We start from the raw sequence: 21,761 nt of genomic DNA on the forward strand, positions 1-21,761 counted from the left end.
GATTCGGGGGCCGGCGGCCAAGCCCGCCGTCATCCCCGGCTCCCGGGCTCGCGGCCAGTGCCGGGCGGCCCCGCGAACGCCTGCGCGATGTCCAACCACGCGTCCGCGTCCTCACCGACGGCCACCAAAGCCGTGTCCGCGCGGTGCACACGCTGCGTGACCAGCAGGCAGAACTCCAGCGCAGGCCCGGTCACCCGCTGCGCCGCGTCCGATGGTCCCCACGTCCACAGCTCCTCGCCCGGCCCCATCAGTTCCACCCGGAACTGCTCGGCCGGCGCCTGCCTGCCCCGCACCAGATACGCGAAATCCCTGGTCCGCACCCCGATGTGCGCCACATGCCGCAGCCGCCCGGTCTGGGTCCGCCGCGTGCCGAGGGCATCCGCCACGTCCTGGCCGTGGGCCCACGTCTCCATCAGCCGCGCCGTGGCCATCGACGCCGCGGACATCGGCGGGCCGTACCACGGCAGCTTCGTCCCCGCGGGCAGGTCCAGCAGCGTGGCCGCGAGCTTGTCCCGCCCCGCGCGCCACCAGTCCAGCAGGTCCGGTCGCGCCGCCGCCTTCACCGCTTCCGCGTCGACGACCGCGTCCAGGCCCTCCGTCGCCCGCGCCGCGTACCCGGCGAACTCCGCCTTGAAGCCCTCCGGGTCGGTCGCTGCCAGCATCGCCCGCTCGTCGGTCCAGGCCAGGTGCGCGATCTGGTGCGCGACCGTCCACCCCTTGGCCGGCGTCGCGCGTGCCCACCCGTCCGCGGGCAGGTCCCGCACCAGCGCGTCGATCTCGTCGCCCTCGGCACGCAGGTCGGCCACGAGGGCGTTCAGCTCCACCACGCGTCCACGATGGCACGGGCGACGCAATCAAGCAAGCATGCTTGTTTTTCGAGTGAGCCGGTCAGCGGGTCGGTGGACCTCGGGCGCGCGACCTGGGATCGGCTCTCCCAACCGGCTCGACACGTCACCTGCACGGTCCAGTTCTCCCTACCGACGCCGGGGTCGGTGGAACTGCTGGCCAACGTGGCGCGGCTCAGGCGCGCAGGTCGCCCCGGCGACGTTGCAAGTCGGTGACCGTGTCGCAGGACGCGGTGATCTCCTCGTCGAGGTGGGCCAGCTGGGCATCGACCACCTGTTCCCCGAGCAGCTTCCTCGCCAGGTCCGACGACGCCAGCGCCGCCCGCGCCGCCCACGGTGTCACCGGCAGCTCACCCGGCTCCGGCGGCGCCAGCTCTTCGCCGATCCCCCACAGCCCGGCCGCCAGGATCGCGGCCACGACCAGGTGCGGCTGCGCGTCGGCGCCCGCGAACCGGACCTCCGCGCGCGTCGACGCCCCCGTCCCGGCCACGCGGACCGACGCCGTCCGGTCGTCCACGCCCCACCGCACCACGCGCGGCGAGAAGGCGGACGTACGCAGCCGGACGTACGAGTTCCACGTCGGCGCCCAGAACGGGGTCAGGTCCGGCGCCGCACGCAGCACCCCGGCGACGAAGTGCGTCAGAGGGAATCCGTCCGATGAGGACAGTGAGATGTGGACGTGGCACGAGCTGCCCGCGCCCGGCCGTTCCGCCGCCAGGTAACCCGCCCGTACACCGTGCTCGGCCGCCACCCGGCGCACCAGGAGTTGCTGCAGCATCGCGTCGTCGCAGGCGGCCAGCGCATCGCGGTGCCCCAGGACGACCTCGTACTGGCCAGGATGGCACTCACCCCGGAGGGACTCCACTCCCAGTGGGTCGACAGCGGATCTGACAGCTGTCAGCAAGGGGCGCAACGGGTTCAGTCCGCCCGCGGCGTAGTCCAGGCCGTCGGACACGAGCGGCTCACCCTCGGGCGTCGTGAACGTTACTTCGTGCTCGATGCCCGCCGACGGCACGAAACCCATGGACTCCGCCAGCGACACCTGCCGGCGCAGCACCGTGCGGGGCGCGAACTCGATGTCCTCCGCGTCGCACACGACCAGCACGCCGTCGGCACCGTCCGGCAGGACCGAGCACAGGTCCGGCCGTATCCGCAGGTCACCGTAGGTCGACGTGTACGGCTCGAACACCGGTGCCACCACGGCGACCCGCTCCGGGTTCCACGCGAACGCATAGGTGCAGAGGCCGTAGCCCTCGGCCAGTACCGTGTCGGCGAAGAACCGGGCACCCAGCTCGACCGCGGCGAACCGGGCGTGCGGGTCGGGCACCAGCAGCGTCACGTGCCGCACCGCGCCGTCGTCGATCCGCGCTCTCAGCTCCGCGGCGACGGTCTCCGCGACCGACGCGCGGGCCGCGAGCGTGCGGGGCCCGCGCGGGCGCGGGTTGACGATCACCACGCGCCGTCCGGATCCGGGGCGGCGAGCGGGTTCCTGGCACGGCCGAAGCGGACGTCGAACTCGTCGTCCCGGTCGATCTTGTCGAAGCCCTGTCCCGCGAAGTGTTCGCGGTTCAGGGTGACGCGCTCGACGTCCGGCGCGAACAGGAGGCAGGCGTCGAAGCGGGCCGTGCTCTCCGGGTGCTCGTCGCGGTAGCGGCGCACGATCTCGCGGACCTTGGTCCACAGCGCGGCCCGCGGGTAGTCGAGGTCGTCGAGCAGGACCTCGGCCAGGAACCGCAACTGACCTGCGAAGACGGAGCTGAACAGCGACTGCGCTAGCAGGTGCGGCGCCCACCGCAGCATGTCGGCGTTCGCCTCCGGCGCGAGCGACGCGTACTCCGGCAGCTCCTCGTCCATCAGGTCGACGCCCTGCGCGAAGTCCTTGATCGCGACCCGCACCGGCAGCCCGCGCTCGTCGGTGATCAGGATCAGGTTCTGGCCGTGCGGGCAGAACCCGACGCCGTACCGCAGCAGCCAGTGCAGCAACGGTGTGAGGAACAGGTCGAGCCACGTGCCGAGCCACTCCTCGGCGTTCACACCGGACTCACGGATCAGCCTGGTGATCACGGCCTCGCCGTCCGGGCCGCGGTAGGGCAGCGCGGCGAACGACAACGCCCGCTCGCCCGCCCCCACCCGCGTGCGCAGCGGTTCCCGCCACAACGCGCCGAGCGTCTCGTGGAACCGGTACGGCAGCTCGTCGATGTGGCCGAGCAGCGGGTGTTTCACCGACACGCTCGCGATCTCGCCGAGCAGCTCGAACCGGTACTCCTTGTCCAGCAACGGGTCCGCGGCGCTGATCGACCGCAGCCACGTCGTGACGGCAGGCGCGGCGAGCGTCGCCGCCTGGGCCAGGCCACGGTAGACGAGCGTGTTCCGCACGGACACGGCGGTCTTCACGTCGCGGCGCGTGGGGTGGGTGACGTTGGCGAGCGTGCGGACGGTCTGGTGCGGCAGGTACGAGTCGTCGCTGACCCCCACCGGCACGACCGTGCCCGCCGCCACCTCCGCCGCGTAGAGCGTGCCGATGATCTCGTCGGCCTGCCACGGGTGCACCGGGACCAGCACATAGTCGTCCGGATCGGACAGTCCGGCCCGGAAACCTGACAGCTGTTCGCCAAGCTCCTCGCTCAGCAGCTGCTCCTCGGAAAGCTCTGCCACACACCGGAACGACGCGAAGTCGCGGTGCACGGCGAACCACCGCAGCGCGAACGCCTTACCCGCCTCGGGCGCGTACTCCTCGCGGTCCCGCGCCGAGAAGCCGACGCGGCCCTTGTTGAGCACCAGCCGGGGGTGGCCGGTGAGGTGACCGTCGGCGTGGTCGTAGTCCATGGCGACCAGCTCGGCCGCGGTCGGCGCGTGCGCGAGCCGGGCGGCCTCGTTGGCGACGGTGGCGGTCATCTCGCTCAGCACGTCCGCGAGCCGGAGACCGGTCAGCCCCAGCTGTTCGCGCGCGTCGACCACGAGCTGCCGGGGATCGCAGGCTGGTTCGCCGTCGCGGGTGGCGCTGCCCGGCTCGACGTGCCACGTCTCGAACGCACCCCGCCGCGCACGGAACCGGTAGGTCGCGCCGGGCAGCGCGAGCACGTGCTCGGCACCGTCCACAGTGGGCACAAACAGGCCCTCGTAGCTCAGCTCGCCGAGCATCTTGCCGGTGATCAGGGCACCGGCCAGCAGCCAGGTCGTCTGCACGGGAGTCCTCACAATCCGAAGGTGGTGAACGCGGTCCGCTCCGGCAGCGGGTAGACCTTCTTGCCGCACACCGAGTTCAGGATCGTCGCGGCCCGCCACGCGATGAGCCCGAGGTCCGGGGCGCCGACGCCGTGGGTGTGCCGCTCGGCGTTCTGCACGTAGAGCGAGCCCCGGGTCGCCGTGCCGACGCGGTAGTCGGCGTCGACCACCAGCCTGCCGGCCGCGTCGCGGTCCAGGCCTGTCCAGAGTGGACCGAGCAGGTCGCCGAGATCCCGTTCCTGGTAACCGGTCGCGCACACGATCGCGTCGGTCGTGACGGTCGCGTGCCCGCCCTGGTGGACGTGCCGCAGCGACAGCTCGACGCCGCCGCCGTTCTCGGTGGCGGCGGTGACCTCGACACCGGGCGCCAGCACGACGTCCGGCCAGCCGCCGCCGACGGTCCGCTGGTACAGCTCGTCGAAGATCTCGCCGATGGTGTCGGCGCTGATCGCCTTGTACAGCTGCCACTGCGCGGGCACGAGCCGGTCGCGGGTCGGCTCGTCGAGGCCGTGGAAGAAGCGCGTGTAGTCCGGGGTGAACTGCTCGAGCCCCAGCTTGGAGTACTCCATGGGCGCGAACGCGGGGGTCCGGGTGAGCCAGCGCAGCGTGCCACGCCCGGCCGGGCGTGCGCGCAGCAGGTCGAGGAACACCTCGGCGCCGGACTGCCCGGACCCGACCACCGTGACGTCCTCGGTGGCGACGAGCCGTTCGCGGGCGGGCAGGTAGTCTGCGGAGTGCACGGCGAACGGCCGCAGCGGCGCGGGTGTCTTCGGCTCCGTACCGACACCGAGCACGACGTTGCGGGCCAGCACCCGCCCGGTCGGCGCGATGTCCAGCTCGAACATGTCATCCGCTGTGGACCAGCGGATGGCGAGGACCGACTGGTCGAACCGCAGGTTGGGCAACCGGCGGCTCACCCACGCGCAGTAGTCGGCGTACTCGGCTCGCGGGATGTGGAACTTCTCCGCGAAGTAGAACGGGTACAACCGTTCGCGGGCGCGCAGGTACGACAGGAACGACAGCTGGCTCGTCGGGTCCACGAGGGACACGAGGTCGGCGAGGAACGGCACCTGCAGGAAGGCGCCGTCGATCATCAGGCCGGGGTGCCAGCGGAACGCGCTCTCCCGTTCGAAGAACGCGGTGTGCAGGCCGTCGAGCGGGTCGGAGAGCGCGGCGAGCGACAGGTTGGCGGGGCCGATGCCGACGCCGACGAGGTCGTAGGGGCCGTCTGGGATCACGGCGCGACCAGGTCGAGGAGACCGGCGTACTCGTCGACGGTAGCGGTGGGGCGCAACAAGGTCAGCTTGAGCCACACCTCCCCGTCGATGGTGGCGCGGCCGAGCACGGCGGTGCCGTCCTCGAGCAGCCGCCGCCGCACGGCCGCGACGTCGTCCGCCGCGGCCCCGACGGGCCGGAAGACCACAGTGGACAACGTGGGCCGGTCCCAGAGTTCCAGTCCCGGGTGCCGTTCGACGAGGTCGGCGACCTCCCCGGCGACCGTGCAGCAGTGCTCGACGAGCGCGCCCATCCCCCGCCGCCCCAGGGCACGCAGGGACACGGCGATCTTGAACGCGTCGGGCCGCCGGGAGGTGCGCAGCGACCGGCCCAGCAGGTCGGGCAGCCCGGCGTCGGTGTCGTCCTCGGCGTTGAGGTAGTCGGCCTGGACGTCCAGCGCGGTCAGCGGCCGCCGGGTGGCGAGCACCCCGGCCGCGATGGGCTGCCACCCGAACTTGTGCAGGTCGATGGCGGCCGAGTCGGCGGTGACGAGCCCGTCGAGCAGTGGCGCGAGCCGGTCGCTGAAGAGCGCGGCGCCACCGTAGGCGGCGTCGACGTGCAGCCACGAGTCCGGTGCGGCGGCACGGATGTCGGCGACGGGGTCGATGGCGCCGGTGTCTGTGGTTCCCGCGGTGGCGAACACGGCGGCGGGCCGGTCAAGCCCGGCGAGCACCTCGCGGAGGTGGCCGACCCGCATACGGCCGTGCTCGCAGTCCACGACGAGCGGCGCAGGCAGGCCGAGCACCCAGGCGGCGCGGGCGATGCTGTGGTGTGCGTTGCGACCGCAGACGGCCTGGACGGGCCCGTGCGCCTCGCGGGCGAGGAGGAGCCCGAGGAGGTTGGATTCGGTGCCACCACTGGTGATCACGGCGGAGGTGTGACCGATGAGCCGGGCGAGCGCGGCGGTCAGCGCACCCTCGATCTCGCTGGCGATGGGCGCCTGGTCCCAGGAGTCCATGGAGGGGTTGAGCACACTGGCGACGAGATCCGCGGCGGCGGACACGGCGAGCGGTGGCCCGTGCAGGTGCGCGGCGCACCAGGGGTGGGTCGTGTCGACCGACCCCTGGACGAGGAGCCGGCTGAGCTGGTCGAGCGCGGCCTTCTCGCCGATCCCGGTGTCCGGCAGGAGGTCGACGTCCAGGGTCGCGGCCACCGCGGCAGGCCCGCCGGGCGGCACGGGCCGGGCCGGAGCGGCACCCGCCATGGCGTCGAGTGCCACCGTGACGAGGTCACGCACCGACTCGGGACTGGCCAGCATGGGACTCCTTCTTAGGCGAACCTAACTTCTGGAGGAGAATACTGGACCTCCAGGTGGGGGACGGTGTCACGGGTCGCGGCGGCCCCGGAACCCGGTCATGCGGACACATGCCGGGCACCCGACTGAGCCATCCGGCCGCCTCCCTTGTGAGCCAACCGCTGCCGCCGAGACAAGGCCACGGACCGGCCGGGGGCGGCCTCCGGCCCCCGGTTTCCAGCGTACGGGTTGGCACCGACGCCGGGCCCCTGCTCACGGCGGGTTGTCCACAACCGAGTCGGTTGTCCACAGCCCCGCTCGCAGCGGACTCCCACTGTCAGCCCCCACCACTAGGCTGAAATTCGGGGGTCCCCTGGCCGAGCCAATGGGACTCTCGCTCGGCCACACGACGACGAACGCTTGACAAACCGCTGCCGCGACTGCCCTGGAGATCCGAGGGCTCGGACCGTGAGTAAGGGGTTCGCCGTGGCTCGTGGTGGCAGACACTTCGGCGAGCCGCAGCCGCCGCTACCCCGGATCGGCGGTTTCCCGGCCGCGCGAACGGGACTCACGCCTGACGGTGCGATCGGGGCGCATCGACAAGCCGCTATCCCTCGCTACGCTCGAAACCGGGGATCTCTGGCCGAGCGAATGGGACCCTCGGTCGGGCTCACAGTGGCAGGCGCTTCGGTTGGTCGCTGCCTGTCACTGCGCTGGAACCAGGGGGCCACGGCCCGAGCGAGTGGGACTCTCGCTCGGGCACGTCGACGTGTCCCCTTTGAGGGCCGCCCTTCGGGTGGTCGGTTGGTTGTCAGGCGCGGCCCAGTGCTCGCACCATGTCCGATGGGTCGTCGCCGGTGGGCAGGATGGAGATCACCGGGGTGGTCAGGCCCTGCTCGACGTACTCCGCTACCCGTTCCCGGCACTTCTCCGGTGGGCCGTGCACGATCAGTTCGTCCACGACCTCGTCCGGGATCGCCGTGTTCGCGGCCTGGCGGTCGCCCGCGGCCCACGCCTCGTGCATGGCGCGCAGTGCGTCGCCGCGGCCCAGCCACTCGTGGAAGGCCGCGTAGACCGGGACCGTCAGGTAGCTCGAGATCAGCATGCGGCCCAGGCCGCGCGCGGCGTCGGCGTCCGTTGTCGGGCACACGAAGATCCTTGCCACCAGCTCCGGGTCGGTGCCCAGTTCCGAGCGCACCTTCGGGACGTCCGACGGGGCCAGCCAGTTGGTGATCGCACCGTCTGCCTCGCGGGACGCCAGTCGCAGCATTCCCGGGCGCAGCGCCGCCAGCACCACCTGCGGGGGCGGGGTCGGCGGCCGCTCCAGGCGGAACTTCGACACCTCGAACGTCTCGTACTTCTCCGTCACCTTGTCGCCGCGCAGCGCCGCGCGCAGGAAACGCAGCGTGTCCCGCGACCGGGCGTACGGCGCCTCGAACGGCAGCGCGTTCCACTTCGTCACGATCGTCGGTGTGGACGTGCCGATGCCGAGCACGAACCGGCCCGGTGCCAGCTCCGCGACCGTCGCCGCGCTCATCGCCAGCAGGCCCGCGCCACGCGTGTAGATCGGCGCGATCGCCGTGCCCAGCCGCAGGCCCGGCGACCACTCCGCCACCAGCGCGAGCGGTGTGAACGCGTCCGTTCCCGCGGTCTCCGCGGACCACACGTCCGTGTACCCCAGGTCCGGCAGCGATCGCACCAGGTCACGGTGTGCGGGCAGCGGCACACCCGTCAGCGGCAGCGTCAGTCCCCACCTGTCCATCACGCCACCCCCAGCGCCGTGCGCAGCCAGCTGATCTGCATCAGCATGAAGTTCTCCGCGACCTCGTCGTCCTGCGGTGTCATGTGCGTGACCCCCGGCAGGGGCAGCAGCGCGTGCGGGCGGCCGGCCGCGACCAGCGCCGCCGACAGCCGCACCGAGTGCGCCACCACCACGTTGTCGTCGGCAAGGCCGTGGATGATCAACAGCGGCCGGTCGAGCCCCGGTGCGTCGTCGATCAGCGAGTTCCGGTCGTAGACCTCGGGTTTCTCGTCGGGATGCCCCAGATACCGCTCGGTGTAGTGGGTGTCGTACAGCCGCCACTCGGTCACCGGTGCACCCGCGATCGCCGCGTGGAACACGTCCGGCCGCCGCAGCACCGCGAGCGCGGAAAGGTAGCCGCCGTACGACCAGCCGCGGATTGCCACTGTGGACAGGTCGAGGTCCGGCTCCGACGCCGCGACCGCCTGCAGCGCGTCGACCTGGTCCTGCAGCGTCGCGCCCGCGAAGTCGAACGCGATCTCCCGCTCCCACTCCGCACCTCGGCCCGGCGTGCCGCGCCCGTCGGCGATGAGCACCGCGAAACCCTGGTCGGCCAGCCACTGCGCGCCCAGGTAGGAGTTCCGGGTGGACAGCACGCGCTGCGCGTGCGGCCCGCCGTACGGGTCGAGCAGCACCGGCACCTTCGTGCCCGGCTGGTGCCCGGCCGGGTACAGCAGCGCGACCCGCAGGTCCCGCTCGCCGACCGTCATCAGCCGCACGTTGGGCGTCAGCGGCGGCTCGACGGCCAGCGACGCGACCTCGCCCACCACGTCACCGCCCCGCAGCACCGACACCCTGGGCCCCGCGTGCTCGAGCGACCACGCCACCAGCACCGTGACGTCCCCGCCCCGCGCCGCGCCGTGCACACCATCCGAAGTGGACACCCGGGTGACGCCGTCAGCGTCCCAGCCCGCCCACCGGTACACGTGCACCTGCGTCGGGTCGTCGGCGGACGCGGTGAACAGCACGTCGGTACCGACGTCGAGCACCGACCGCACCTGCAGCCCCGGCGGCGTGACCTCCTTGCCGTCGACCACGAGCCGGTTCCAGCCGTCGGACACCGCGACCCGGACCAGGCGCTCGTCGGCCGTCCACGCCGGCACGCCGGGCACGATCTCCACCCAGCGGTCGTCGGAGTCCTCGGCGAGCACGGTCGTCGCGCCGGTGTCCGCGTCGACCGCGCGCACCTCCATCCGCCGCTGGTCACGGGGCTGCTGTGCGATCAGCAGCGGCCCACCTCGACTCCAGTGCGCGGTGACGAAGTACTCGTACTCGCCGCGGTCGACGTTCACCCGCGACCCGTCGAGGCCGATGACCGCGAGCCGCACGGTGACGTTGTCCGTGCCCGCCGCCGGGTAGGAGACGACGTTGGGCTCGGCGTCGGGGTTGGCCGGGTCGGCGATGTGCCACCGGCGGACCGCGCTCTTGTCGGTGAACGCGACCAGCAGCCGCGTGCCGTCCGGCGACCACCAGAAGCCGCGTGCCCGCCCCATCTCCTCGGCCGCGATGAACTCGGCGACACCGCACGCCTGGTCCGGTCCGTCCGGCTCGGCCAGCGTCCGGTCACCGCTCCCGTCGACCGCGACCACCCGCAGCGCGTTGCCCGCAACGTATGCGACGTGCGTGCCCGTCGGGTCCGGCCGGGGGTCGATCGCGGGGCCCTCCGTCGCCAGCTCGCGGACCTCGCCGCTCACCGCGTCGGCGACGAACACCTTGCCGGACAAGGCGAACGCCGCGATCCGCACGTCCGCGTCGGTCGCGTTGCCGACCACGCCACCCGCCTGCTCACGGCTGCGCTCGCGCCGCGCCCGCTCCTCCGGCGACAGCTCCTCGTGCCCGCCGAGCAGCACGTCCGGGTCGGCGAGCCGCGTCTCCTCGCCCGACGTGACGTCCAGCTTCCACAGGATGTGCTGCCGGTCCTCCCCGGACGCCGAGCGCAGGAAGAGCACGCGCGAGCCGTCCGGGGAGACCTGGAAGCCGCGGGGGGTGCCGAGGGTGAACCGCTGGGTCCTGGCCTGCAGTCTGAGGAAAGAGTTGGTCACCCCCGCACCTTAAGGGAGGGCACCGACACCTTCAGCACTGTCAGGCGACCGCCTCCGCGTAGCTCGCGAGGATGCCCGCCCAGCCGTTCGGGGAGCCGACGCCGCGGGCGACGTCCTCCGGCACGTCGTGGCGCTCGATGTGCCGGTGCGACAGTTCGACCCGCGTGGTGCCGGGCTCGTCCTCGACGAACCGCACCTCGACCTCACTGGCCTTGGCCGGGTCGGGATCGTAGGTCCAGTCGCCCTGGAGGTGCCACGAGAGGACCAGCCGGTCGGGTGGGTCGAAGGCCAGGACACGGCCCCAGTCGCACTCGGACCCGTCCACGCCGCGCTCGTACCAGCGACCGCCGGCCTCGGGCTCGATGACCGCGTCCGCCAGTTCGGCCGCGCCGATGTGGTGACTGGCAGGCCACCACGTGAAGAACTTCTCCGTGAACACGGCGAAAGCACGGGTGCGCGGCGCACGGACGGTGACGGACTTGGTGACTGACAGGTTCTGCATGCCGGTGGTCATTCCTCTTCCCTCTCGACAGCCGCCGCGTACGCGGTCAGCGCGTTGTCCCACAGCTGGTCCAGGTAGTCGCGCAGGGCGTGCACCCCGCGCGGGTCGACGCGGTAGAGCCTGCGGGTGCCCGCCGCGCTGTCGGTCACGAGCGACACCTGCTTGAGCACCTTGAGGTGCTGTGACACCGCGGGCCTGCTCACCGGGAGCTCGTTCGCCAGCTCGCCGACGGCACGGGGCCGCGCGGCGAGGAGTTCGAAGATGGCGCGCCTGGTCGGGTCGCCCAGGGCACCGAGCGCGTCCATTTGGTAAGTCGACACGAACGGTAAGCTACGACTTACCACAACTCTCAGTCAAGCCTGTGCGCTCTCACAGCCTTCTCTCATGGCACGAGCGCACCTTTGGTGGCATGAGCGAGAACATGACTCCCCAGTGGAGCTACCCAGGACCCGCCTACCCGCCACCGCCCGTGCAGCGGCCGCCGCGCCGTGTCCGCCGGGGCACCGTCGCCGCGGTCGTCGCCGCGACGCTGGTCGCCGGTGGGCTGGGCGGCACCCTCGGCGCGCTGATCGGCGACGACGGCGCCGCCCAGGCCAGTGCGCTGCCCGCGACCACCATGTCCAGCACGACGTCGTCCGGAACCGAGGGCACCGACGTGTCGGCGGTCGTCCAGAAGGTGCTGCCGAGCGTCGTGCAGGTCAACGTGACGCTGCAGAACGGCGAAGGCATCGGTTCGGGCGTGATCCTGTCGTCCGACGGCAAGATCCTGACGAACAACCACGTGGTCGCGGACGCGCGAACCGTGACGGTCACCCTGTCCGACGGCCGCACGGTCGACGCGCGCGTGCTGGGCACCGACCCGTCGAGCGACCTGGCGCTGATCCAGGCCGAGGGCGTCAATGGCCTGACCGCCGCGAAGTTCGGCAACTCGGACAACGTGAAGGTCGGCGACGAGGTGATCGCCATCGGTTCGCCTGGCGGCCTGCAGGGCACCGTGACGACCGGCATCGTGTCGGCGCTGGACCGCAAGGTGACCGTGTCGGAGGACGAGCAGCAGCAGAGCCCGTTCCCGTTCACCCAGCAGCAACAGGGGAACGGTGGCACGACCTCCTACCAGGCCATCCAGACCGACGCCGCGATCAACCAGGGCAACTCCGGCGGGCCGCTGTTCAACAGCGCTGGTGAGGTCATCGGCATCAACTCCGCGATGTACTCGCCGGTGTCGAGTCCGAACGGGTCAGCGGGCAGCGTCGGGATCGGGTTCGCCATTCCCGGTAACCGTGCCCAGCAGGTGATCGATCAGCTGTAGGCCACCGACCGCGATGCTCGCCCGCCCCGCTTCGCTGATGGCGACGTCCGCGCGGGTGAGCAGCCAGTCGGCGCGGCGGACCCGTCTGCGCAGGTCCTGAACCTCCCGGAGGAGGACGAGGGAGCCGAGCAGCAGCAGGGTGCCGCCGACGACGACCAGCTCAGCGAGCACGACGCACCTGCACATCGGCCTGCACGCCGGCCGCCGACAGCGACTCCCGCACCTTGCCGATCAGCCGCCGGTGCACGACATCGCGGAGCAGCCGCGGCGTCAGCATGGTGAAGGGCCTGGTCAGGACGCTTTCGCGGTGGGCGAGCTCGAAGAGGTTCAGCAGCTCGACGACGATCACGTGCCGGTCGCCGGTGCCGAACCCGCCGGTCAACTGGGGAGGGAGGGCGTTCATCCGCTCGGCGACCTGGTGGGCGCGGTCCTCGGTCGCGACGACCTCACGCCGCAACCGCACCAACGCGACGACCGCCCCACCGAGGACGCTCAACCCGACGAGCACGAGCACCAGCGCGATGGTCTCCATGGCATGCCACGGTATGCCTTGGGTTGCCGGCGGAGGTGCCCCCGGCAAGATCGACAACGCTGGGGCCGTCGGCGAGCCAGGGGTTTGAGTACCGGCCGGGTCGCCCACGGCTACCAGATCGCAGCCCTGGTTCTGACCCGGCCCCTAGCGCGTCGTCGTGAGGTTTCGGTGCATTTCCTGTAGGCGGCCTACCAGGTCGTTGCGGGTGGCCGGAGCGATCAGGACCCGCTCGTCGCCTTCCGGAGCCGGGGTCATGTAGTTCAGCCAGCGGCCGGTCGCGGTGTCGGCGTAGCGGAGGGGGGTTCGCACCGGGTTGCGGCGGCCCATGCGGTCGCGGACGGCTACGTACAGTTCGCCGCTGCCGGTGGTCGGCTGGGCGATGACCTGCTGCACTATCCGCACCTCCGGCGGGGCCGGGCGCATGCCGACCCCCGCCGCGGTGCGCTGGCGGCCGCCCACCGTGGCCAGCATGTCCGAGCGCAGGACGCTGACCGCCTCGCCCCGCGACGGGGCGACCTCCGGGGTTTGGGCCACCAGTGCGTTCGGCAGTGTCTCCGGGCGGATCTGGCTCACCGTGATGGTCACCCCGTCGCGGACCGCCAGGATCGCTTCCCTGCCGATGGCGCCCGCCAGCACGCCCTTGGTGTTGTCGCCCTCGTTGATCCAGCCGTAGAACTCGGCGCCCGCGCGGCACAGGACCGCGAGGGACGCCGCCACCTCGACCTCCACGCGGCCGCGGCGGTCCAGGAGGCCGAGGCGCTGGAACTCGTTCCTCGCGTCGGTCTCCAGGCGGTGCTGGTCGACCTTGCGACGCCACACCGCCTGCGGTTTCAGCGTGATGTGCAGCTCGCCCAGGTTCTCCATGCGCACCAGCCGGGCCAGTGCCTCCATGTGCAGCTTCAGCGGCTTCTCGAGCACCGGTGTCCCTACTCGCCGATCACCGGCGGGGCGGTGACCTCGCTGGTGCCGAACGTCTCGTGCGGGTCGGGCTCGACCAGGAACGACGGCCTCTCGTGCTCGGCGTCGTCCTCACCCTCGCCCCGGCGGCCGCCGCCGCCCATGCCGCCGCCGCCCATGCCGCGGCCGCCACCCGCACCGCCGCCGGGACCGCCCATGCCGCCGCCGCGTCCAGCTCCGCCTTCCGCAGCGGCTGCCGCGCCACCCGGGCCGAAGCCCGACCCCAGACCGCGCGCACCCGAGCCGGGACCACCCGAGCCAGCGCCGCCCGGACCTGAACCAGGGCCGCCCATGCCGCTGCCGCCCGGGCCGAAGCCCCGGCCGCCACCGGGTCCGAAGCTGCGGCCACCGCCGCGACCGTCACCACCGCCACCGTTCGGGCCGAACGAAGGCGGCGGCATCATGCCCGGCATGTGGGGGTTGTTCGGGTTCTGACCGGGGTTCTGCCCCGGCGGGAACCGGGGTGGTTCCACCGTCGACGGCGGCGGCCGGAAGTCGTTCGGGTTCGTCGTGTTGTTGTTGCTCGGGTTGGTCGTGTTGTTGTTGTTCGAGTTGTTGTTGCCGGTGAAGCCCGACTGGTCGTTCGTGCCCGGCAGGCTGTGACTGCCGGTGCCGTTCGAGTTGCCGGTGCCGGGGTCGGTGCCCGTGCGGGGCGGCGGCTCGTACGGGACCGGTGGCGGCGGCGGTGGTGGCTGCTCGACGCCGACCTGCGCGTAGTCGTCGGTGATCCGGCCGTAGGTCGTGGGCATCCGCGAGGCGTTGGACTCCGACGCCGACTCGTACCTCTCCATGATCTGGACGTTGTGGTCGTTGGCCTCGTTGACCGCCGTCATCTGGCGCTCGTAGTCGCGGCCCGCGCCGCCGAGGGACGTGATGTTGTCCCACGCACCTGGTTTGTCCGGCGTCGGCGGCACCTCGGTGACCATGGTCTGCGCGGACTGGAACGCGTCGAACTGGCTGTGCAGCGTGTTCTGCGCGGTCATCATGCTGTCCTTGGCGAGACCGTGCTCGACCGCGAGCGGACCCGCGCCGCGCCGGGCGGCGCCACCCGCGTCGCCCTCCCACGCGCCTTCCATCTGCGTGGTCAGCTTGGTGATCGAGTCGGTTCGCTCGTGGTAGCGCTTGATGAGCAGCTCCACCTTGAACGCGGACTCGTACAACCCGGCGCCGTTGTCACCCGTGCCGCCGCGGAAGTTGTGGTAGATCTCCGAACCGTTCATCCCGAAGAACGGGATGTTGCTCCACGTCATGCCTGGATCCCCTCCCCTCGTCAGGCTTCGCGGACGCTGCGCAGGTTGTCGCGGGCGCCCTCGTCCATGATCGCCATCTGCTCACGGCTGGCACGCAGCTTCGCGATGTAGTTCTCCGCGTACTTGAGCATGGCGTCGCTGTGCTGGTACATGTTCGCGAGCGACACCTGTGACGCGGTGAACTGGACCTTGCTCATCATGTCGCCGGCAGGCGCGGCGTTCGCGTGGAACGTGTCGCGGATGGCAGCGCGATCGGCCAGGATTCCCTCGCGCTCGTCTTCCCACCTGGCGATGACGGCATCGAGTTCCTCCAGGTTCGCGAACATGAACTGGCCGCCGGTACCACCGCCGCCCGACTCGTGCGGCTGGTCGCCGCCGAGACCGAACAGCGAGCGCCACCAGTTCATGACCTCGGTGGACGCGATCTCCTGCTCCACCTGCTCCTGCGGAGTACCCGGTTCCTGTTCCGCGTTCTCGGTGTTGTCCGTGTTCGCACCGTCAGGCACGCCCACCACGCCCCTCGCTCATGCTCGCCCCTTGATTGCCACGAGTTTACCGCCGGTGACCAGGCAGTACACCCGGGCATTATGACGGCAGCGCGGGCGCCGCGGTTCCGCTTCGATCAAGTTCGCCGCAAGAAGCCTGTGACATCGGCATGACCTGCGTCTCAGCACGGACAGCGGCGCGCGACGCCCGTGTCAGTCGTTGCGGGGGAAGCCCAGGTTCACACCTCCGTGGGAGGGGTCGAGCCAACGGGACGTGACGACCTTCGTCCTCGTGAAGAAGTGCAGGCCGTCCGGGCCGTAGGCATGGGTGTCGCCGAACAGGGAGTCCTTCCAGCCGCCGAACGAGTAGTAGCCGACCGGGACCGGGATGGGGACGTTGACGCCCACCATGCCGACCTCGATCTCGTTCTGGAAGCGGCGGGCCGCGCCGCCGTCGTTGGTGAAGATCGCGGTGCCGTTGCCGTACGGGTTGGCGTTGATCAGCTGGACGGCCTCCTCGTAGCTGTCCGCGCGGACCACCGACAGCACCGGGCCGAAGATCTCGTCCCGGTACAGCGACATGTCCTGGCGGACGTGGTCGAACAGGGTCGGGCCCAGCCAGAAGCCCGCCGTGCCGCCGTCGATCTCGTGGCCGCGGCCGTCGACCACCAGCTTCGCGCCCTCCGACAGGCCCGCGTCCAGGTAGGACGTGACCTTGTCGCGGTGGGCGGCCGTCACCAGCGGGCCCATCTCCGAGCCCGGCCTCGAGCCATCACCCACCCGCAGTGCCGCCATGCGGGACGTGATGCGCTCGACCAGCTCGTCACCCACCGGGCCGACCGCGACCACGACGGACACGGCCATGCACCGCTCGCCCGCCGACCCGAAGCCGGCGGACACCGCCGCGTCTGCGGCCAGGTCCAGGTCCGCGTCGGGCAGCACGACCATGTGGTTCTTCGCGCCGCCGAGTGCCTGCACGCGCTTGCCGTTGCTCGTGCCCGTCTCGTACACGTACCGCGCGATCGGCGTGGACCCCACGAACGAGATGCCCCGCACGTCCGGGTGCGTCAGCAGCCCGTCGACCGCCACCTTGTCGCCGTGCAGCACGTTCAGCACACCGTCGGGCAGCCCGGCCCGCTTCCACAGGCCCGCGATGAAGTTCGCCGCCGACGGGTCCTTCTCGGACGGTTTGAGCACCACCGTGTTGCCGCACGCGATCGCGTTCGGCACGAACCACAGCGGCACCATCGCCGGGAAGTTGAACGGCGAGATCACGGCGACCACACCGAGGGGCTGGCGCATCGAGTACACGTCGACCCGCGTGGACGCGTTCTCGCTGAACCCGCCCTTCAGCAGCGCGGGCACACCGCACGCGAACTCCACGTTCTCCAGCGCGCGGCCGACCTCACCCGCCGCGTCGTCGAGCACCTTGCCGTGCTCGGCGGTGACGAGGGCCGCCAGCTCGTCCTTGTGCTGGTTCAGCAGCTCCCGGAACGCGAACAGCACCTTCGACCGCGCGGCCAGCGACGTGTTCCGCCACTTCGGCAAGGCCCGTGCCGCCGCCGCGACCGCCTCGTCGACCTCCGCCCGCGACGCGAAGTCGACGTGCCCGCTGACCTCGCCGGTCGCGGGGTTCCACACGTCACCCCTGCGCGCGGGCTCGCCCGCCCACGGGTTGCCGTCGATCCAGTGGCTGATCCGAGCGACCATCAGTGGTCCTTTCCGGCAGCAGTGTCCAATTGTTCGCTTCGCTCCTCCGCTGAGACGCCGTCTTCCCTCCTGCGCGCGGAGATTCCTGGGCTCGTTCCTCGCGCAGGAATCCCCGTGCTCGTCAGTCCAGACGGCGCCCGCTCCGTCGCTCCGCTCCCCGCGGCGATCGCGTCGCCGAGGATTCCCAGCGCCTCGTCCAGTTCCTCACCCGTCAACGTCATCGGCGGCGCCAGCCGGATGACGTTGTTGTGCAGGCCGCCCTTGCCCACCAGCAGCCCGAGCGCCCGCGTCTCCTCGAGCACGCGCGTGGCCACGGCCGGCGCCGGCGTCATGCCGCCCGGCTCCACGAACTCCACGCCCACCATCAGCCCCTTGCCTCGCACGTCCCCGACGACCGGGTTCGCGACAGATATATCCCGCAACCCCGACAACAGCCGGTCGCCGAGCGCGGCGGCGTTGGCCTGGAGGTCATGGTCCCGCACGTAATCGAGCACAGCGCGTGCACCAACGGTCGCGACCGGGTTACCCCCGAACGTGGAAATGGAGTTGGCGCCGAGGCAGTCCATGATCTCGCCGCGCGCGACGACGCCGCCGATGGCGAGCCCGTTCCCGAGTCCCTTCGCGAAGGTCATCATGTCGGGCGTCACGCCGTGCGCCTCGATGCCCCAGAAGTGCGACCCGGTCCGTCCCCAGCCGGTCTGGACCTCGTCGGAGATGAAGAGGATCCCGTGCTCCGCAAGGACTTCGGCGAACGCGCCGAACAACCCGTCCGGCGGCGTGGCGAACCCGCCGACGCCCTGGATCGGCTCGGCGATCAGGCACGCGACGTCGCCGGAGGTCGCCGTCTGGAGCACGTCACGCAGGTCCTCGACGCACGCCTTGACGTAGTCGGCCTCCGACAGGCCGCGGAACGGGCTGCGGTACGGATACCCGCCGTGCACATAGGACACCCGAACCGGTGAAAGTGAAGAAGCCGACCATCCGCGGTTGCCGGTGATGCCCACGGTGGCGAAAGCACGGCCGTGGTAGGAGTTCCGCATCGCCAGCACCTGGTTGCTGCGCCGGTACTGCGTGGCGAGCATCAGCGCGGTCTCGTTGGCCTCGGTACCCGAATTGGTGAAGAACACCTTGGCGTCCGGGATGCCGGACAGGCGCGCGATCTCCTCGGCCAGTTCGACCTGGCTGCGGATGAGGTACAGCGTCGACGTGTGCAGGATGCCGGTGTCGAGCTGCTTGCGGACGGCGTCGCTCACCTCGGCCACGTCGTAGCCGAGCGCGTTGGTGAGGATGCCCGCGAAGAAGTCGAGGTAGGTCTTGCCGTTCGAGTCGGTCACCCGCCGCCCGTGGGCGTGCACGATCTCCAGCGGGTCGGAGTAGTACAGCGCGAGCCAGTTCGGGAGAACGGCGCGGTGGCGATCGATCAGACGGTCCATGCCTTCGAGTGTGCCGATGCGAACCCCCGGCACGCCATGGACAGTGTGTATCGCAGACCGCTACCCGCCCGTACAGTGTGCGTGCGTGTACCCGACCGTCGCGGACGTGCTGACCCTGCCGGTGATCCGGCAGGGCATGGCGACGGTGGTCGCGGGCGCGAACGGGCTGGACCGCAAGGTCCGCTGGGTGCACATCGCGGAGATCGCGGACATCGCACCGCTGCTCGGCGGCGGCGAACTGGTGCTCACCACCGGCATCGCGCTCCCCGACGACCCGGCCGCGCTGTCGAAGTACGTCGGCGAGCTGGCGGCGGCGGGCGTGGTCGGGGTGGTGGTGGAGCTGGTCCGCCACTGGCACCGCGAGCTGCCCGCCGCGCTGGTCGAGGCGGCCGACGCGCACGAGCTGCCGCTGATCACGCTGTCCAGGGAGACGCGCTTCGTCGCGGTGACCGAGGCGGTCGTGGGGCTGATCGTCACCGCGCAGGTCGCGGAGCTGCGGGCGGCGGAACGCGTGCACGAGACGTTCACCGCGCTGACCGTGGCAGGCGCCGAGCCCGCCGAGGTGCTGCGGGAGGTGGCGCGGGCGTCGGGGCTGCCGGTGGTGCTGGAGACGCTCGGCCACGACGTGCTGGCCTACGACGCGGCGGGCACCGACCCGCGTGAGCTGGTCGCGGACTGGGCGGCCCGGTCGAGAGCGGTGACGGTCGACGCCCGCACCAGCTACCACGCGGAGGCTGGCTGGCTGGTGACCGTGGTCGGCGCGCGGGGCAACGACTGGGGCAGGCTCGTCCTGGTCTGCCCGGTGGAGCCGCAGCACCGGCAGGTGGTGATCGCCGAGCGGGCCGCGTCGGCGCTGGCCGTGCACCGGCTGGTGGCCCGCGACCGCGAGAGCCTCGAACGGCACGCGCACCGGACGTTGCTGACGGAGCTGCTGGGTTCGACGACGACCGCGGCGGACATCGCGGCGCGGGCGAGCGCGCTGGGCGTGCCGCTGCAGCGCCGCCAGCTGCTGGGCATCTCGGTCCGGCCATCGACCGCGACCGCCGTCCGCCCCTCGATGGCGACGCAGGAGGTGCTGCGCGACCTGGCAGAAGCGACGGCGCTCGCGGCACGGCGGGCCAGGGTGGCGGCGCTGGTCGGCGTGGTGGACGACATCAGCGTCCGTGCGCTGTTGTCGCTGACCCCGCAGGCCGACGCGGACGCCGTGCTGCGCAGGCTGTCCAAGGAGATCCACCAGGCGGCGGCCAGCGCGCCGAAGGCGTTGCCGGTGATCGTGGCGGTCGGCACCACGGTCGAGGAGATCTCCGACGCCCGCCGCACGCTGATCGAGGCGGCCCACGTCGCGAAGGCGTCGCTGCGGACCCCCGACGACCGGCAGTACCACCGGCTGGACGACGTGCGCCTGCGCGGCCTGCTGCACCTGCTCGCCGACGACGACCGGGTCACCGCGTTCGCCGCGCGTGAGCTCGGCCCGCTGCTGAGCCGCGACGCCACCCACGGCAGCCGGCTACTGGACGCGTTGCGGCACTTCTGTGCCCACGGCGGCAACAAGTCGGCGGCCGCGTCCGCCGCGCACATGTCCCGCACCGCCTACTACCAGCAGCTCGCGCGCGTGGAGCAGGTGCTCGGCGTCTCCCTCGACGACCCGGACTCGGTGCTGTCGCTGCACGTCGCGCTGCTGGTGCACGAGATCAACGGCTAGCGCGACCAGCCGGCGACCAGGTTGTCCGCCCACGCGCACAGCAGGGTGCGGACGTCCGGCATCTTCAGGTCGTGGCGGGCGGCGAGCTCGCGCGCCGACGCGGTCGGGTAGCGGTCGGCCGACAGGAACGACCGCGTCTCCTGGTCGGCTTTTGTGAGCCACGCCGGCAGCCGCCGCACGAGCGGCAGGGGGACGCGCAGCCGGGGCACCCGCACGCCAAGGTGGGTCCCGACCAGCGTGAGCAGGTCCGGGAGCAGCGGGGTGTCGTCGTCGAGCAGCCAGTACGCGGCGCCTGCTGTCGCCGGGTCGGCCGGCACCAGGGTCATGAACTCGGCCAGGTATGTCGCCGCCACCACGGGCACGAAAGCGTTGCTCGGCAAGGCCTTCAGCGAGCCCTCCCACAGCTGCCGCACGTTCGCCGCCAGGCCGAGCTGCTGGTCGGCGTCCGTGCTGAGCACGCTCGCCGGGTTCACGATCGTCCACGGGACGCCCAGCTCGCCGGCCCGCGCGCGGAACACCTGGTCCGCCTCGACCTTCGACGCCTCGTACGCACCCAGCGCGCGGTAGCCGGCCTCGGACCGGCCGCTCACGCGGTAGCCGGACACGTACACGAGCCGCTCCAGCCGGGGCAGTCCCGCCGCGAGCTCCACCACGGCACGGGTGGTGTCCACGTTGCCGCGCCTGGCCTCCGCCGCCGTCATGCCGAACCGGTACGCACCCGCGCAGTGGTGGACCTCGGTGACGTCGCCGCGTGGTGTCTCGTCCCGCCGCGCCGCCGTCACCCGCACACCAGCCGCGCCCAGCGCGCGCACCACGTGCCCGCCGACGAAGCCGCTCGCGCCGTACACCAGCGCGTGCCTGGTCACGGGCCGTCCAGCAGCGGGACGAGGGCGTCGGCCGCGCAGCGCAGCGGTGTCACCGACCGCTGGGCGCGGGACATGATCACCGCGCCCTCGATCATGCTGACCGTGGCCGTCGCGAGCGAGCGAGCCTCCCCGTCGGCACGGCCGTGCGCGACGAGGTGCACGGCCAGCGGCGCGACCCACGACTCGAACGCGTCCGCGCAGGCCGCGCGCAGCCGGTCGCTCTCCGCGCCCATCTCGAGGGTCACCACCGAAACCGGGCAGCCGAGCTGGAAGTCGCCCTCCTCGAGCAGCCGCGCCAGCGCGTCCAGCACGCGACGGATCACCTGACCGGGAGTACCCTCGGCCGCGACGATCGTGCGGAACCGCTCGGCGGCCAGCTCGACGGCCTTCTCCCCCAGCGCCTCCTTACCACCGGGGAAGTGGAAGTACAGCGATCCCTTCGGCGCGCTCGCGTGGGCGACGACGGTGTTCAGGCCGGTGCCGCTGTACCCGCGGGTCTGGATCAGCTCGAGCATCGACTCCACCAGCCGTGCGCTGGTCCGGGCACCCTTGGTGTCTGCCATACGACCAGAATAGACCAGTCTATATATTCT

The 21,761-nt window shown here is 71.7% G+C and carries 20 protein-coding genes; 2 read left to right on the forward strand and 18 right to left on the reverse strand.

Annotated elements, in window-relative coordinates; all coding sequences use genetic code 11:
* Positions 1–29 precede the first annotated feature (29 nt).
* The 9 genes from FHR82_RS30800 to FHR82_RS30840 form a co-directional block, all read right to left on the reverse strand.
* A complete protein-coding gene (locus FHR82_RS30800) occupies positions 30–827 on the reverse strand; it encodes a TIGR03084 family metal-binding protein (protein ID WP_184814049.1) in 798 nt (265 codons plus the stop codon).
* 193 nt (positions 828–1,020) lie between these two features.
* Positions 1,021–2,301, reverse strand: a complete 1,281-nt coding sequence (locus tag FHR82_RS30805; protein ID WP_311771348.1) for a type I glutamate--ammonia ligase — start codon at positions 2,299–2,301, stop codon at positions 1,021–1,023.
* Positions 2,295–3,986 carry an IucA/IucC family protein gene (locus FHR82_RS30810; RefSeq protein WP_184814175.1) on the reverse strand — a complete coding sequence of 564 codons (1,692 nt, stop codon included), beginning with the start codon at positions 3,984–3,986 and terminating at the stop codon, positions 2,295–2,297. The genes FHR82_RS30805 and FHR82_RS30810 overlap by 7 nt, the downstream gene beginning before the upstream one ends.
* A 53-nt stretch (positions 3,987–4,039) precedes the next feature.
* Positions 4,040–5,308: a lysine N(6)-hydroxylase/L-ornithine N(5)-oxygenase family protein gene (locus FHR82_RS30815; protein WP_184814050.1), complete on the reverse strand. Its 1,269-nt coding sequence runs from the start codon at positions 5,306–5,308 to the stop codon at positions 4,040–4,042.
* Positions 5,305–6,603, reverse strand: a complete 1,299-nt coding sequence (locus tag FHR82_RS30820) for a pyridoxal phosphate-dependent decarboxylase family protein (protein ID WP_184814051.1) — start codon at positions 6,601–6,603, stop codon at positions 5,305–5,307. Before FHR82_RS30820 ends, FHR82_RS30815 begins: the two co-directional genes overlap by 4 nt.
* A 787-nt stretch (positions 6,604–7,390) precedes the next feature.
* The gene (locus tag FHR82_RS30825; protein ID WP_184814052.1) at positions 7,391–8,341 is read right to left on the reverse strand and encodes an LLM class F420-dependent oxidoreductase; all 951 of its coding nucleotides are present in this window, start codon (positions 8,339–8,341) and stop codon (positions 7,391–7,393) included.
* On the reverse strand, positions 8,341–10,422 hold the full coding sequence (locus tag FHR82_RS30830; RefSeq protein WP_184814053.1) for a S9 family peptidase: 2,082 nt from the start codon (positions 10,420–10,422) through the stop codon (positions 8,341–8,343). Before FHR82_RS30830 ends, FHR82_RS30825 begins: the two co-directional genes overlap by 1 nt.
* Positions 10,423–10,462: 40 nt before the next feature.
* Positions 10,463–10,936, reverse strand: coding sequence for an SRPBCC family protein (locus FHR82_RS30835; RefSeq protein WP_225943927.1), 474 nt, complete (start codon positions 10,934–10,936; stop codon positions 10,463–10,465).
* A complete protein-coding gene (locus FHR82_RS30840; protein ID WP_184814054.1) occupies positions 10,933–11,244 on the reverse strand; it encodes an ArsR/SmtB family transcription factor in 312 nt (103 codons plus the stop codon). The genes FHR82_RS30835 and FHR82_RS30840 overlap by 4 nt, the downstream gene beginning before the upstream one ends.
* A gap of 89 nt (positions 11,245–11,333) precedes the next feature.
* On the opposite strand from FHR82_RS30840, the gene FHR82_RS30845 reads away from it, so the two are divergent.
* The gene (locus tag FHR82_RS30845) at positions 11,334–12,233 is read left to right on the forward strand and encodes a S1C family serine protease (RefSeq protein WP_184814055.1); all 900 of its coding nucleotides are present in this window, start codon (positions 11,334–11,336) and stop codon (positions 12,231–12,233) included.
* Here FHR82_RS30845 and FHR82_RS30850 read toward each other — a convergent pair.
* The 7 genes from FHR82_RS30850 to FHR82_RS30880 all read right to left on the reverse strand — a co-directional run bounded on the left by FHR82_RS30850 (position 12,162) and on the right by FHR82_RS30880 (position 18,600).
* A complete protein-coding gene (locus FHR82_RS30850; RefSeq protein ID WP_184814056.1) occupies positions 12,162–12,404 on the reverse strand; it encodes a hypothetical protein in 243 nt (80 codons plus the stop codon). The genes FHR82_RS30845 and FHR82_RS30850 overlap by 72 nt on opposite strands.
* Positions 12,394–12,765, reverse strand: coding sequence for a hypothetical protein (locus tag FHR82_RS30855; RefSeq protein ID WP_184814057.1), 372 nt, complete (start codon positions 12,763–12,765; stop codon positions 12,394–12,396). The genes FHR82_RS30850 and FHR82_RS30855 overlap by 11 nt, the downstream gene beginning before the upstream one ends.
* A 144-nt stretch (positions 12,766–12,909) precedes the next feature.
* On the reverse strand, positions 12,910–13,683 hold the full coding sequence (locus FHR82_RS30860; protein ID WP_184814058.1) for an ESX secretion-associated protein EspG: 774 nt from the start codon (positions 13,681–13,683) through the stop codon (positions 12,910–12,912).
* A gap of 8 nt (positions 13,684–13,691) precedes the next feature.
* Positions 13,692–14,972: a hypothetical protein gene (locus tag FHR82_RS30865; protein WP_184814059.1), complete on the reverse strand. Its 1,281-nt coding sequence runs from the start codon at positions 14,970–14,972 to the stop codon at positions 13,692–13,694.
* Between the two features lie 20 nt (positions 14,973–14,992).
* On the reverse strand, positions 14,993–15,478 hold the full coding sequence (locus FHR82_RS30870) for a hypothetical protein (protein ID WP_184814060.1): 486 nt from the start codon (positions 15,476–15,478) through the stop codon (positions 14,993–14,995).
* Between the two features lie 192 nt (positions 15,479–15,670).
* Positions 15,671–17,167, reverse strand: coding sequence for a CoA-acylating methylmalonate-semialdehyde dehydrogenase (locus FHR82_RS30875; RefSeq protein ID WP_184814061.1), 1,497 nt, complete (start codon positions 17,165–17,167; stop codon positions 15,671–15,673).
* Positions 17,167–18,600 (reverse strand): aspartate aminotransferase family protein, encoded by a 1,434-nt coding sequence (locus tag FHR82_RS30880; RefSeq protein WP_184814062.1) that lies wholly within the window; start codon positions 18,598–18,600, stop codon positions 17,167–17,169. Before FHR82_RS30880 ends, FHR82_RS30875 begins: the two co-directional genes overlap by 1 nt.
* An 85-nt stretch (positions 18,601–18,685) precedes the next feature.
* Between FHR82_RS30880 and FHR82_RS30885 the strand changes: the two genes are divergently transcribed.
* On the forward strand, positions 18,686–20,302 hold the full coding sequence (locus FHR82_RS30885; RefSeq protein WP_184814063.1) for a PucR family transcriptional regulator: 1,617 nt from the start codon (positions 18,686–18,688) through the stop codon (positions 20,300–20,302).
* Here FHR82_RS30885 and FHR82_RS30890 read toward each other — a convergent pair.
* A complete protein-coding gene (locus FHR82_RS30890) occupies positions 20,299–21,168 on the reverse strand; it encodes an SDR family oxidoreductase (protein ID WP_184814064.1) in 870 nt (289 codons plus the stop codon). The two genes, FHR82_RS30885 and FHR82_RS30890, sit on opposite strands and share 4 nt — an antisense overlap.
* Entirely contained in the window at positions 21,165–21,731 is a 567-nt protein-coding gene (locus FHR82_RS30895) for a TetR/AcrR family transcriptional regulator (RefSeq protein ID WP_221464436.1), read from the reverse strand. The genes FHR82_RS30890 and FHR82_RS30895 overlap by 4 nt, the downstream gene beginning before the upstream one ends.
* Between the last annotated feature and the right edge of the window lie 30 nt (positions 21,732–21,761).

The organism is Actinophytocola algeriensis (genome assembly GCF_014203735.1).
GTDB lineage: Bacteria > Actinomycetota > Actinomycetes > Mycobacteriales > Pseudonocardiaceae > Actinophytocola > Actinophytocola algeriensis.

Coding starts and splice junctions, on each gene's coding strand:
- FHR82_RS30835 (WP_225943927.1), bottom strand. CDS start 10,936: ATGACCACCGGCATGCAGAACCTGTCAGTCACCAAGTCCGTCACCGTC.
- FHR82_RS30820 (WP_184814051.1), bottom strand. CDS start 6,603: ATGCTGGCCAGTCCCGAGTCGGTGCGTGACCTCGTCACGGTGGCACTC.
- FHR82_RS30810 (WP_184814175.1), bottom strand. CDS start 3,986: ATGCTCGGCGAGCTGAGCTACGAGGGCCTGTTTGTGCCCACTGTGGAC.
- FHR82_RS30880 (WP_184814062.1), bottom strand. CDS start 18,600: ATGGACCGTCTGATCGATCGCCACCGCGCCGTTCTCCCGAACTGGCTC.
- FHR82_RS30855 (WP_184814057.1), bottom strand. CDS start 12,765: ATGGAGACCATCGCGCTGGTGCTCGTGCTCGTCGGGTTGAGCGTCCTC.
- FHR82_RS30825 (WP_184814052.1), bottom strand. CDS start 8,341: ATGGACAGGTGGGGACTGACGCTGCCGCTGACGGGTGTGCCGCTGCCC.
- FHR82_RS30865 (WP_184814059.1), bottom strand. CDS start 14,972: ATGACGTGGAGCAACATCCCGTTCTTCGGGATGAACGGTTCGGAGATC.
- FHR82_RS30845 (WP_184814055.1), top strand. CDS start 11,334: ATGAGCGAGAACATGACTCCCCAGTGGAGCTACCCAGGACCCGCCTAC.
- FHR82_RS30895 (WP_221464436.1), bottom strand. CDS start 21,731: ATGGCAGACACCAAGGGTGCCCGGACCAGCGCACGGCTGGTGGAGTCG.
- FHR82_RS30875 (WP_184814061.1), bottom strand. CDS start 17,167: ATGGTCGCTCGGATCAGCCACTGGATCGACGGCAACCCGTGGGCGGGC.